Genomic DNA, 11,399 nt, shown 5'->3' on the forward strand with positions numbered 1-11,399 from the left:
CGGAGAAAGGAAAAGCACAATCCAGACGGAACCGGCGGTGTAGTCAAGAAATATTGTGGAAACGCAAGATTTCTGCTATAATGGGTATAAAACACTTGACGATGGAAAGAAAGGCGGGAAGCCTATGCACATTAGTTATCAGCCACTATGGAACACACTGAAAGAGCGTGGCATGAGGAAAGAGGATTTGCGGCTTGCCGCCGGTCTTACCACAAATATGATTGCCAACATGGGCAAGGGAAAGAATATCAGCATGGAAACGCTGGTTCGCATTTGTGAAGCCTTGAATTGTGGTATTATGAATGTGATTAAATTAGAACAGGACAATATCTAAAGCGATATAATTTTATATTTGATTCGATTTGCACAAAAAATTAAATTTTAATGGTGTATATTTTCTATTGCACCCAATGTAAATAAGTGCTATCATAAAATAAAACAAGTACATTTGAAACATTTTATGATTTGAGAGTGTGCTTGCAGGTTAGTAGCATATTGCCAATAACTGAATACAAAAAATGTAGGTTCTGGTCATTTTAGAAAAGAGTATTGTTTATGAAAAAATTTAGTAAAAGATTGTTTACCTCGTTGGTAGCGTTTTGTATGCTTTTTTCTGTGAGTGCGGTTCCTGCTTTTGCAGCGGAAACAACAACGGAAATAACGGATACTCAACAGCCGGTAGTCATTGGAGAATATGACGGATACTTAACCGATGTTATGATTTCCGATGGTGTCACCAAAAGAGCAGTCGCTAATGTTCGTATTAACTCTTATGCAACTTATGATGAGGATGATGGGATTCAAGTTCATGTGAAGTTGTATGTACCGTGGTATGAATCTCCAAAACCGGAGTTCACTGGTATGACTGGTACAGTTAATGTGCTTATGAACAAAAAATCCACCAATACGGCATTTGCAGAATTAGCCGACGGTGAAGAAACAATCGAAACTGATGTGGATACTGGAAGAACAGGTAATAGCGGAGATAAGGGAACGGTTTCTGTTTCTGGTGTTGCTACCGCTAATAATGCCTTGGCAGGCGGTGGAGCTTTCGCTATTTCTTACCCTGTGACACTTCCCTAATTAAATGCAAAACAGTTGTGAATTAAGGTTGGTAATAGGTAAAATGAAACGGTTATTGGCAATATGCGTATGTTTTTTTATGTGTGTAGGCTTATGTTCGTGTGATTCTTCCCAAACTCGGTCGGTATCATCATATAACTGGTCTTTAGAATTTATTACTGATTTAGATGGTAATATGTTATTCTCAGGTTCAGTGCATGATGACATACCAGTATTGGATTTGACATTGAGTTTTGAAGAAAAAAGTTTTATCTTAACAGATAACACTCATAAACAAGAATGGACAGGTACATATTCGCTTGAAAAGATTGACAATTCTTCTTCGAAACTCGGATTAACTTTTGAAAATTTAGAGGAGCCTGTTACAGGCGTATATGGAACAAGAGTTTATTCTGATGATTCAGAAAGCGCAACAATTACATTACAAACTGATGAAAATATCCTGTCTTTTGTTGGAGAAGATTCATAAATAAAAACAGCCGCTGTAGGAACAAAATCCTACAACGGCTGTTTTTATTTCCACGGCCTGCGCCGGAAGTTCATACCAGACTGTTTTATCAGCGGGGATTTCTTGAACAGCTTTTTCAAAAGGCTTCGTTCCTCTTGTGAGAGCCGCTTGTATTTGAGCCGGAACGCCTTGCAGAATATCTCCGTGAATTGCTGAACCCTGTCCCCCGGAGATTGCATGGCCTTTTGTACTTCCCGTATAAGTTCATCGGCAGGCGTGGTATCCGGCGCACTTTCGCTGTCATTTTCGTGCGCCTTGCGTATATCATGGAGAATGACGTCCCATGTTTTGTGCGTCACATGGCAGAAAAAATCTTCTTCCTCTATCTGACAGGCTTCCAACACTTTGATTGCCCGGTCTGCCGCAGCTTCGGGGTGTTCTTCCAGTACCATAGCCCGTAAAGCAGCCAGTGAGCTGTTTGTGTCATGGAAGTGCATGGTTGCTATCCCGTCCACATAGATTTCTGCGTCTGCCAGCAATTCCTTAAATTTTTCATGGGAGATAATCTCACACAGCAGCCGGTTATTGAAGCGTTCACTTTTCAGCAGTTCCACGACTTCATCACTCAAATGTAATTCTTCTATCGGGGTGTTTTCATATCTCCGATTATTGGTAAGGCCGAGCAGATAGTCAACCGACACCTGATAGAAGTCTGCCAGCTTCAACAGGCTGCCGTGGTTAATTTCCTTGTATTCGTCGTTGTCGTTTTCATAACTGCCGAGGGCTGATTTTGAAATGCCGGTTTCCTGTGCCAGTTCTTCCAGATTCAAGCCCCGTTCCACCCGTAAATCTTTCAGGCGTTCCTGTACGGAAATGCGGGTTTTCATAAACACATCGCTCCTTCCTGCGGCTGGCTGCCGCTGTTATTCCTTATTATACCATATACCGTTCCGAAATCGTGGAATTTTTCGATTTTGGGGCGGTTTTCCTATTTTATGGACATACGGGAAAGGGTTCAAAAATGAGCTATGATTAAGTCAGTTCATCGATGGATTATTTCCAATCGAATGACCGGCCTGATGGGATATGCTCCCCGGCGATGTAGCGCAACGACCTGCGGCAAGGAAATGGAGGAACCTTGACCGCAGCGAGCGTACCAACGGGAACGAAACGCCGCTGTGAGATTCAGGGGCAGGAACGACAGCAGGACAACCCGGCAGAACTGATACCAAAACGCTACCCAAACACGACAAATCGGCGGGGTGTAGTCTGCCCCGTCCGTAATACTATGGGGCATTTCAAAGCGGCTCTATGGCCGTATTTTCCTTGAAAATCGCCCCGAAACATGACACCAAAAACCTTTATCCGCCTGTTCCCGTTGTTACGGCTGAAATGGGCGGATTTTCTATGATAGGAGGCACTATGCCGAGAATGAGCAAGAAACGGAAGTTGGAGCTTTCCTTCTTCCTCAATGACCGGGGGCGTGTGGCCTACAACGACCTGTGCCGGAAGTGCCAGCATAAGTGCAAGCAGAGTTTCCGGGCTGTCGTGATAGACTGCCCCCATTACCTGTCAAAACGAGCCAAGCGAAAGGAGAAAATCAGTTAAATGGAATTTGAATTTATGAGCGCAGACACGGTTCTGCCGCCTTGTATGCCGCTACCCGCCGCAATGCTTCGGCTGCCGATCAGCAGCACAGCAAAAGTCATGTATGCCCGTCTGCTGAACACCACCCTTACGGCAGGGATAGAGGATAGCAACGGCATTTTGTTTGTCCGTTTTCCTATCATGGAATTAGCGGCAGCCCTCTCCCGCAGCCCCGTCACTGTGAAGCGTTCCCTGAAAGAATTGGAGGACATCGGGCTTATCCTGCGGGTGCGCCGGGGTGTGGGAGAACCAAACCGCATTTACACGCTGCTTCCCAAAGGAGGGCTGCCATGATAAATGAGAAGCTGGAAAAGCTGAATCAGGAGATTGCCAAAGGCGAAGCCAGACTGCGGCGGGCGCAGCATGAAGAAAAAATACTGGAACACCAGGTGAAGCAGCTTACCCGGAAGGAACGGACGCACCGGCTCTGTACCAGAGGAGCTATGCTGGAAAGTTTCCTTTTAAGGCCGGAAGTGCTGACAGACGAGGATGTGATGGACATTCTGAAACAGGCATTTTCTCAAAGTGGCATGAAGAAAATAGTTGCAGAAAGCGTGAAAGGGCGGGTAGCCGGGGAATCCCTTACGGAGTAAGGGCGCAACTATACACCGGTCAAGCCGGTGCGTTGCGCCCTGCCGGGGGCTTCCTGCGGAAAGCGGATGATTTTCAGCACCGTTGCGGCTGCTTCCAATCATCACAGGGGACGCTACACTTCCCCTGCGCTGGCTGCGCCAGCTACCCCTTTGTGGACTTGCCGCCCGGGAACACCTTGCGCTGCAAGCTGTTCCCGTCCAGCAAGTTTACAATTTATCTATTCCAAAACAGGACTGCCCGTAGTATAATAAAGCTAATGACGAACACTATCTAAGGAGATGGTTTTATGTATGGATTGATTGCTTTGAATTTCATCATACCCTTTGTTATGGTTTTTGTAGGATATATCTTAAAGAAGCACCCGGTAAAAGATATGACATCCGGTAACGGATACAATACGCCTACATCTCGGAAGTCACAAGAGCATTGGGATTATGCACAAAGCATAGCACCTAATATTTTTATTGGTATTGGCAAAACATTAGGTTTGGTAGAAATCGTTTTGTGTATATCCTTACTTCTTCTTAATATTTCTACACAGACTACCGTATTTGCAGGAGTAGTTGTTGGAATTATTTTTCTGATTTTTGGATTTTATAAAACAGAAACTGGAATTACAAGTAAATTTGCGAACAAAAACTTTTAAGCTATTAGACAGCTTTCCATCATCGAGCCAACCTGACCCGAATCTTCAAAACTGAATACTAATCGCCTACCAGCGACACCACTAAGCAGGAAATCAGAAACGGTTTCCTGCTTTTCTTTTGCCCAAAATCAACCACAGGAAGGAGGAACGCTATGCCCTGTCCACACCATGATATAAAAATAATCCAGCGCAGCAACCACCAGTCAGCCGTTGCGTCTGCCGCCTACCAGAGTGGGGAACGGCTGTTTTCCGAGTACGACCAGAAGCAGAAATACTATTCCCATAAAAGCGAGATTGTCCATACAGAAATCATGCTGCCGCCCCACGCCCCACCAGCGTATGCAGACCGCAATACTTTGTGGAACGCCGCCGAAGCTATCGAGAAGCAATGGAACTCCCAGCTTGCCCGGAGAATCGTGCTTGCCATACCGAGGGAAATCCCCCCGGAACAGCACGCCGACCTTATCCGGGACTACTGCCGGGAGTTTTTTGTTTCTAAAGGCATGATTGCCGATTTTGCCATCCACGACAAAGGGAATGGGAATCCCCACGCCCACATCCTGCTGACCATGCGGGCAATGGACGAAAACGGGAAATGGCTTCCCAAGAGCCGGAAGGTTTATGACCTTGACGAGAACGGCGAGCGTATCCGGCTCCCGTCCGGGAGCTGGAAAAGCCACAAGGAGGATACCGTGGACTGGAACGACCAGAAGTACGGAGAGATCTGGCGGCAGGGCTGGGCGGCTACCGCTAACCGCTATCTGGAAGCCAACGGACGCCCGGAGCGCCTTGACCTTCGTTCCTATGAACGGCAGGGGCTTGATAAAATCCCCACCGTCCATATGGGGCCAGCAGTCAGCCAGATGGAGAAACGAGGGATACAGACCAACATCGGCAACTTGAACCGGGACATCAAAGCCGCCAATTCCCTTATGCAATCTATCCGGCAGATGGTACGCCACCTGAAAGGCTGGATTGCAGACCTGAAGGAGAAAAAAGCCGCCCTGCTGGAAGCCTTGCAGGAATCGAAGGAACCCACCCTGCCGGAGCTGCTGGGGAAATATCTGGATTTGCGCCGGGAGGAACGTACAGGCTGGACAAGCAAAGGCCAGCTTACAGGCAGCGTTGCCGATTTCAACAAGGTTATGGAAGCTATCCGCTATCTGCGGGAAAAGGAGCTGTCCACTGTGCAGAGTTTGGACGCTTATCTGGATACCGTCAGCGGGCAGGCCGTTTCCATCCGGGCAGAGATGAAGCCGAAAGAACAGCGTATGAAAGAAATCAACACCCTGCTTTCCCATATCGCCAACTTTGAAGCCCATAAGCCGGTTCATGTGGAGTATGCTGCCATCCGGTTTAAGAAGCCACGGGAACAGTTTGCCGCCGCCCATCGGGACGAGCTGGACGCCTATAATGCCGCTATCCGTTATTTCAAGGTGCATTTGAAGGAGAAGAAGTACAGCATTAAAAAGCTGAATGAGGAACAGACACAGCTTGCCGGAGAAGTTGCCGGATATAAGGAACGGTTGTCCGCATTACAGGAGGATGTGAAGATTCTCCGGGATGTGCGTCACTGGCTCAATCAGGTTCTTCCGTCTGAACAGTACCGCCAGACCGCCGAGCCGGGAAAGAAACCGTCCATCCAGCAGGCAGTCAAAGGCCGGACGCAGCGTATCCGGGAAGAACAGGCCGAGAAACGGAAGCAGCCCCGCACAGAGAAAAAACAGGATATGGAACTTTAATAGGCGCTTGCTATTTTCTTTTTCGAGAATGACAGGCGCTTTTCTTATTTTCAGGAGGATTTATTTGAATGTATTTAAAGCTGTCAAGCAGTCTGTTACCACCCGGCAGGCTGCGGAGCATTTTGGAATCCGGGTGGGACGAAACGGGATGTGTGTCTGCCCCTTCCATGCTGATAAAAACCCCAGCATGAAGGTTGACCGGCGCTTTCACTGTTTCGGCTGTCAGGCAGACGGGGATGTGATTGACTTTGTTTCCCGTCTGGAAGCTGTCAGTCCGAAGGAAGCCGCCCTCATGCTGGCGCAGGAGTTCTCCATCCCCTATGAGGACAGGGAACCACCCGGCAGGAGAAAACCCAAACCCCGGCAGGAAACCCCGGAACAGCGGTTTTGCCGCATGGAGCGTTACTGCTTCCGGGTGCTGTCCGATTATTACCATCTTCTGCGCCGCTGGAAACGGGACTATGCCCCTAAGATGCCGGAAGAAGCATGGCACCCGCTTTTTGTGGAAGCCTTGCAGAAGCAATCCCATGTGGAATATCTGCTGGATGTGCTGCTCTCCCCGGATATGGAGGAACGGGCAGTCCTTATCGTTGACTATGGAAAGGAAGTGAGCAATCTTGAAAGACGAATGGCAGAGCTTGCCGCCCAAGATACGGCAGGCCGCAGAACAGACCATACAAGAAGCAGCCCCGCCCCGGAGCATTGAGGAAGTAAAGGCCATGCTGGAAAGCACCGAGAAAGGCAGCGTCCGCAACAGTATCCGCAACTGCCTGACCGTCTTTCAGAATGACCCGCTGCTTTCCGGGGCAATCGCAAAAAATCTGCTGACCGAGCGAGTGGACATTGTAAAGCCCATCGGCTACCACCGCATCGGCACCGCCATCACGGACACGGATATGAACTATCTGCTCCTGTATCTGGAAGAAACCTATGGGCTTACCAGTGAGAAAAAGATTACCGCCGCCATCGGGATTGTTGCCAATGAAAACGGCTACCACCCCGTCCGGGACTACCTGAACGGCCTTTCATGGGATGGGCAGGAGCGTATCCGCTATTGCCTGCGCCACTTTCTGGGAGCCGACACCGACCAGTACACCTATGAAGCCCTGCGGCTGTTCCTGCTGGGAGCCATCCACCGGGCATTTTGCCCCGGCTGTAAATTTGAAGTCATGCTCTGTCTGGTGGGCGGTCAGGGAGCCGGGAAATCCACCTTTTTCCGGCTGCTGGCAGTAAAAGACGAGTGGTTTTCCGATGATTTGCGGAAGCTGGATGATGATAACGTGTACCGCAAGCTGCAAGGCCACTGGATTATCGAGATGTCGGAGATGATTGCCACCGCCAATGCCAAGAGCATTGAGGAAATCAAGTCATTTTTAAGCCGACAGAAGGAGGTCTATAAAATCCCATACGAAACCCACCCGGAGGACAGGCTGCGGCAATGTGTGTTCGGCGGCACTTCCAATGCCCTTGACTTCCTGCCCCTTGACCGTTCCGGCAACCGGCGCTTCCTGCCGGTCATGGTGTACCCGGAACAGGCCGAGGTTCACATTTTGGAGGACGAAGCCGCTTCCAGAGCCTATCTTGCACAGGTCTGGGCAGAAGCCATGACGGTTTACCGCAGCGGGGATTTTAAGCTGTCTTTCAGCCCGGAAATGGTGCGCTATCTCAAAGAACACCAGCGGGATTTCATGCCGGAGGACACCAAGGCCGGGATGATACAGGCATACCTTGACCGCTATACCGGCGGCATGGTGTGTTCCAAGCAGCTTTTCAAGGAAGCCCTGAACCACCCCTTTGACGAGCCGAAGCAATGGGAAATCCGGGAAGTCAACGACATCATGAACCATTGCGTGACGGGCTGGAATTACTTTTCCAACCCCCGTGTGTTCCCGGAATACGGCAGGCAAAAGGGCTGGGAGCGTGAAACGAAAGCAACGGACATCAGCAACGGAGCTGAAAAAATCCCGGAAGGATTTGAGGAAGTCACGGAACAGATGGAGCTTCCCTTCTGAAAAATGCAGCCGGTTGCCGACCCTGTTGCACTCCCGTTGCCGAGCCGGTTGCCGGGAAACCCCCCGTAACTGCGGGCTTTTCCCCTTATCAGCAACCAAAACAACAGAAAAATAAAAGAAAATAAAAATAAGAGCCAAACTGCCAGACAGAGATAGTTTTCAGGTTTTTTGAAGCCCGTTGCCGGACTTCGTTGCCGACCTTCTCCTTGTCTGGCTTATTCTATTATGGAGGATAACTGCCTATGGCAAAAACGAAAACAGAGATTCATGTTACCACAGTTTTTGACGGCGAACTGGACGCCACAGACGTCTTTGTGAGCCTGATTGCCCAAAAATATGGGCAGAATACCAGCAAAGAAAATCTTGCGAAAACACAAGATTTAGAGTATAATAAGGATGAGGTTCAGAAGAACCGTGTTCCGTCTGGATTGTGCGGGTAAACGGTTATGATGAACGGATATGAATATACAGACATGGACGCAATACTGGCAGGCAGCTTCCGGGCAGCCATCTATTGCAGGCTTTCCAAAGACGATGACCTTGACGGGGAGAGCGCCAGTATTGCCAACCAGCGGGATATGCTGGAAAAATACTGCGAAAAGCAGGGATGGGAGGTTGTGGCAGTCTATCAGGACGATGGCTACACGGGGCTGAACATGGAGCGCCCCGACCTGAAACGGATGCTCAAAGCCATCGAGCGCAGGCAGATAAACCTTGTCATAACGAAAGATTTATCGAGGTTGGGCAGAAATTATTTGCAGACCGGCACACTCATTGAGGACTTCTTTCCCCGCCACGGCGTCCGCTATATCGCCATGAATGACGGTATCGACACCATGCGGGAGAATAACGACATTGCGCCGTTCAAGAACATCCTCAACGAGATGTACAGCAAGGATATTTCCAAGAAGGTACATTCCTCTTACCTTCTGAAAGCCCAGCAAGGCCAGTTTACCGGCTGTATCGCCCCTTTCGGGTATCAGAAAGACCCGGAGGACAAAAACCATCTGCTGGTGGACGAGGAAACCGCCCCCATTGTCCGGCAAATCTTCCGCTGGGCGCTGGAAGGACACGGCCCGAACTTTATCCGGCGCAGGCTGGAAGAACAGAAGGTGCCTTGCCCTACATGGTGGAACCGGGAACGGGGCTTCCGCAATGTCCGCACTAAATGGGAAAAGAAAGACCCGGTAAACGGGCGGTATATGTGGGATTTTTCGGTAATCAAGGACATCCTGATGAATCCCGTCTATACCGGGGCTATCGCTTCCCAGAAGAAGGACTACCGCTTCAAAATCGGCACCATCGGGGAAAAAAAGCCGCAGGACTGGATTGTGGTGGAGGAACGGCATGAGCCGATTGTTGACCGCAAGAGCTTTGACATCGTGCAGGACAAGCTGAAATCCCGGCAGCGTTCCCGCCAGACCGGGGAAATCAGCCTGTTTGCGGGGCTTCTCAAATGTGGCGAGTGTGGGAAATCACTGACTATCCGCTACACCAACGACAAGCACCCGAAGCAGATTTATTCCTGTAAGACCTATAATGCCTATGGGAAACAGCACTGTACCCAGCACCGTGTGGAGTACGAAACCCTTTACCGCCTTGTGCTGAACAAAATCCGGGAATGTGCGAAGGCCGCCCTGATGGACGGGGAAGCTGTTGCCGGACGGCTTACCAACACCTGTGAAGCCGAGCAGAAAGGCCAGCGGGAAGCGTTGGAGCGTTCCCTGACGAAGCACGAGGAACGGATTGAGGTACTGGAAAAAATGGTGCTGCGGCTCTATGAGGACATGGTTGCCGGACGTATCAGCGAAGCAAACTTCAATCTCATGCTGGATAAGACGCAGAAGGAACAGGCTGAACTAAAGGAACGGGTTGAACAGGGGCGCAGGAAGCTGGCTGATGAAATCCGCCTTGCCGTGGACGCCAAGCAATGGGTGGACGCCATTCAGGAATACGCCGACATCACGGAGCTGGACGCTGCCACCCTCAACCGTCTGATTAAAGAAATCGTTGTCCATGAACACATCGACAGCGATAAGACACGACACATTTCTATTGAAATTCATTTTAATCTCAAACCCATCCCGGAGGTGGAACAGGTCACGGCCTGACCTGTTCCCGCCGGGGCGGTTCTAAAAAAATTCCATAAATTTCTTGACACGCCGCCGCCCGCCATCGAGCAGAGTTTTACACCTATTTTGGTATGAAACAGCTCATGGCCGGTGCTGGTGTAGCCGTGGTAGGCATGGTCCTTGTACCTCTGCTCTCCGGGCTTTTCTCTGTCTAAGCGTCTCCGTATGAAATCCTTGCCGCTCCCGCAGTTTTGCGGGGGCGGCGGAAAGGAGGTTGACACCGTATGGATTTCTTACTTGAAGCCCTGACAAATTGGCTGAAAGAAATGCTGGTGGGCGGCATTATGAGCAACCTTTCGGGGATGTTTGACAGTGTAAATCAGCAGGTCGCGGATATATCCGTACAGGTAGGCCAGACCCCACAGGGATGGAATGGCAATATTTTCAGCATGATTGAGAATCTGTCCAACTCCATCATGGTGCCGATTGCAGGCGTGATCCTGGCTATCGTGATGACCGTAGACCTGATCCAGATGATCGCAGACAAGAACAACCTGCATGATGTGGACACCTGGATGATTTTCAAGTGGGTGTTCAAATCAGCCGCTGCCATCCTCATTGTCACAAACACATGGAATATCGTGATGGGCGTCTTTGATATGGCGCAGAGCGTAGTGGCGCAGGCGGCAGGGGTTATCAATTCGGATGCGTCCATTGACATTTCCTCAGTTATGACCGATCTGGAACCGAGGCTGATGGAAATGGATCTGGGACCGCTGTTCGGACTGTGGTTCCAATCCCTCTTTATTGGCATTACTATGTGGGCGTTATATATCTGTATCTTTATCGTTATTTATGGCCGTATGATCGAAATCTACCTTGTGACTTCGGTGGCTCCCGTTCCAATGGCTGCAATGATGGGGAAAGAATGGGGCGGTATGGGCCAGAATTACCTCCGATCCCTGCTGGCGCTGGGCTTTCAGGCGTTTCTCATTATCGTCTGCGTGGCAATTTATGCTGTGCTGGTGCAGAACATCGCTCTGGAAGATGACATCATCATGGCAATCTGGAGCTGCGTGGGCTACACCGTACTGCTATGTTTTACGCTGTTCAAAACCGGCAGTCTCGCCAAATCAGTCTTTCAGGCGCACTAAA

General features: G+C 49.7%; 13 protein-coding genes and 2 pseudogenes. 14 read left to right on the forward strand and 1 reads right to left on the reverse strand.

Annotated elements, in window-relative coordinates; all coding sequences use genetic code 11:
• Positions 1 to 55: 55 nt before the first annotated feature.
• The 3 genes and pseudogenes from C7386_RS03400 to C7386_RS03410 all read left to right on the forward strand — a co-directional run.
• A pseudogene (locus tag C7386_RS03400) lies at positions 56 to 325 on the forward strand (helix-turn-helix domain-containing protein); the annotation flags it as partial.
• A 230-nt stretch (positions 326 to 555) separates the two neighbouring features.
• Positions 556 to 1,083 (forward strand): hypothetical protein, encoded by a 528-nt coding sequence (locus tag C7386_RS03405; RefSeq protein ID WP_007884079.1) that lies wholly within the window; start codon positions 556 to 558, stop codon positions 1,081 to 1,083.
• A 43-nt stretch (positions 1,084 to 1,126) separates the two neighbouring features.
• Entirely contained in the window at positions 1,127 to 1,552 is a 426-nt protein-coding gene (locus tag C7386_RS03410; protein ID WP_022261510.1) for a hypothetical protein, read from the forward strand.
• Positions 1,553 to 1,596: 44 nt separating this feature from the next.
• Here C7386_RS03410 and C7386_RS03415 read toward each other — a convergent pair whose 3' ends face one another.
• Positions 1,597 to 2,418 (reverse strand): helix-turn-helix domain-containing protein, encoded by an 822-nt coding sequence (locus C7386_RS03415; protein ID WP_006859270.1) that lies wholly within the window; start codon positions 2,416 to 2,418, stop codon positions 1,597 to 1,599.
• Between the two features lie 535 nt (positions 2,419 to 2,953).
• Here C7386_RS03415 and C7386_RS03425 point away from each other — a divergent pair.
• From C7386_RS03425 to C7386_RS03480, 11 genes and pseudogenes are all read left to right on the forward strand, one after another.
• Complete coding sequence (locus C7386_RS03425) at positions 2,954 to 3,139, forward strand: hypothetical protein (protein WP_033118356.1); 186 nt, start codon at positions 2,954 to 2,956, stop codon at positions 3,137 to 3,139.
• Positions 3,140 to 3,472, forward strand: a complete 333-nt coding sequence (locus C7386_RS03430; protein WP_006859272.1) for a replication initiator protein A — start codon at positions 3,140 to 3,142, stop codon at positions 3,470 to 3,472.
• A complete protein-coding gene (locus C7386_RS03435) occupies positions 3,469 to 3,771 on the forward strand; it encodes a DUF3847 domain-containing protein (RefSeq protein ID WP_116704847.1) in 303 nt (100 codons plus the stop codon). The genes C7386_RS03430 and C7386_RS03435 overlap by 4 nt, the downstream gene beginning before the upstream one ends.
• A gap of 287 nt (positions 3,772 to 4,058) precedes the next feature.
• A complete protein-coding gene (locus tag C7386_RS03440) occupies positions 4,059 to 4,418 on the forward strand; it encodes an SdpI family protein (RefSeq protein ID WP_006859274.1) in 360 nt (119 codons plus the stop codon).
• Between the two features lie 152 nt (positions 4,419 to 4,570).
• Positions 4,571 to 6,160, forward strand: a complete 1,590-nt coding sequence (gene mobQ, locus C7386_RS03445; RefSeq protein ID WP_006859284.1) for a MobQ family relaxase — start codon at positions 4,571 to 4,573, stop codon at positions 6,158 to 6,160.
• 64 nt (positions 6,161 to 6,224) lie between these two features.
• Entirely contained in the window at positions 6,225 to 6,866 is a 642-nt protein-coding gene (locus tag C7386_RS03450; protein WP_014081132.1) for a CHC2 zinc finger domain-containing protein, read from the forward strand.
• A gap of 13 nt (positions 6,867 to 6,879) precedes the next feature.
• Positions 6,880 to 8,172 carry a virulence-associated E family protein gene (locus C7386_RS03455; protein WP_007884071.1) on the forward strand — a complete coding sequence of 431 codons (1,293 nt, stop codon included), beginning with the start codon at positions 6,880 to 6,882 and terminating at the stop codon, positions 8,170 to 8,172.
• A gap of 242 nt (positions 8,173 to 8,414) precedes the next feature.
• Positions 8,415 to 8,612 carry a hypothetical protein gene (locus C7386_RS03465; RefSeq protein WP_006858666.1) on the forward strand — a complete coding sequence of 66 codons (198 nt, stop codon included), beginning with the start codon at positions 8,415 to 8,417 and terminating at the stop codon, positions 8,610 to 8,612.
• A gap of 6 nt (positions 8,613 to 8,618) precedes the next feature.
• Complete coding sequence (locus C7386_RS03470) at positions 8,619 to 10,283, forward strand: recombinase family protein (protein WP_007884068.1); 1,665 nt, start codon at positions 8,619 to 8,621, stop codon at positions 10,281 to 10,283.
• 89 nt (positions 10,284 to 10,372) lie between these two features.
• Positions 10,373 to 10,459: pseudogene (locus tag C7386_RS03475) on the forward strand (Maff2 family mobile element protein); the annotation flags it as partial.
• Positions 10,460 to 10,528: 69 nt separating this feature from the next.
• Positions 10,529 to 11,398 (forward strand): VirB6/TrbL-like conjugal transfer protein, CD1112 family, encoded by an 870-nt coding sequence (locus tag C7386_RS03480; RefSeq protein ID WP_003525155.1) that lies wholly within the window; start codon positions 10,529 to 10,531, stop codon positions 11,396 to 11,398.
• Position 11,399 lies beyond the last annotated feature (1 nt).

The sequence above is a fragment of the Agathobaculum butyriciproducens genome, from assembly GCA_003096535.1.
GTDB lineage: Bacteria > Bacillota > Clostridia > Oscillospirales > Butyricicoccaceae > Agathobaculum > Agathobaculum butyriciproducens.

Excerpts from the sequence above, each read along its gene's own strand:
- C7386_RS03405 (WP_007884079.1), top strand. The coding sequence starts at position 556 with ATGAAAAAATTTAGTAAAAGATTGTTTACCTCGTTGGTAGCGTTTTGT.
- C7386_RS03410 (WP_022261510.1), top strand. The coding sequence starts at position 1,127 with ATGAAACGGTTATTGGCAATATGCGTATGTTTTTTTATGTGTGTAGGC.
- C7386_RS03415 (WP_006859270.1), bottom strand. The coding sequence starts at position 2,418 with ATGAAAACCCGCATTTCCGTACAGGAACGCCTGAAAGATTTACGGGTG.
- C7386_RS03425 (WP_033118356.1), top strand. The coding sequence starts at position 2,954 with ATGCCGAGAATGAGCAAGAAACGGAAGTTGGAGCTTTCCTTCTTCCTC.
- C7386_RS03430 (WP_006859272.1), top strand. The coding sequence starts at position 3,140 with ATGGAATTTGAATTTATGAGCGCAGACACGGTTCTGCCGCCTTGTATG.
- C7386_RS03435 (WP_116704847.1), top strand. The coding sequence starts at position 3,469 with ATGATAAATGAGAAGCTGGAAAAGCTGAATCAGGAGATTGCCAAAGGC.
- C7386_RS03440 (WP_006859274.1), top strand. The coding sequence starts at position 4,059 with ATGTATGGATTGATTGCTTTGAATTTCATCATACCCTTTGTTATGGTT.
- mobQ (WP_006859284.1), top strand. The coding sequence starts at position 4,571 with ATGCCCTGTCCACACCATGATATAAAAATAATCCAGCGCAGCAACCAC.
- C7386_RS03455 (WP_007884071.1), top strand. The coding sequence starts at position 6,880 with ATGCTGGAAAGCACCGAGAAAGGCAGCGTCCGCAACAGTATCCGCAAC.
- C7386_RS03465 (WP_006858666.1), top strand. The coding sequence starts at position 8,415 with ATGGCAAAAACGAAAACAGAGATTCATGTTACCACAGTTTTTGACGGC.
- C7386_RS03470 (WP_007884068.1), top strand. The coding sequence starts at position 8,619 with ATGATGAACGGATATGAATATACAGACATGGACGCAATACTGGCAGGC.
- C7386_RS03480 (WP_003525155.1), top strand. The coding sequence starts at position 10,529 with ATGGATTTCTTACTTGAAGCCCTGACAAATTGGCTGAAAGAAATGCTG.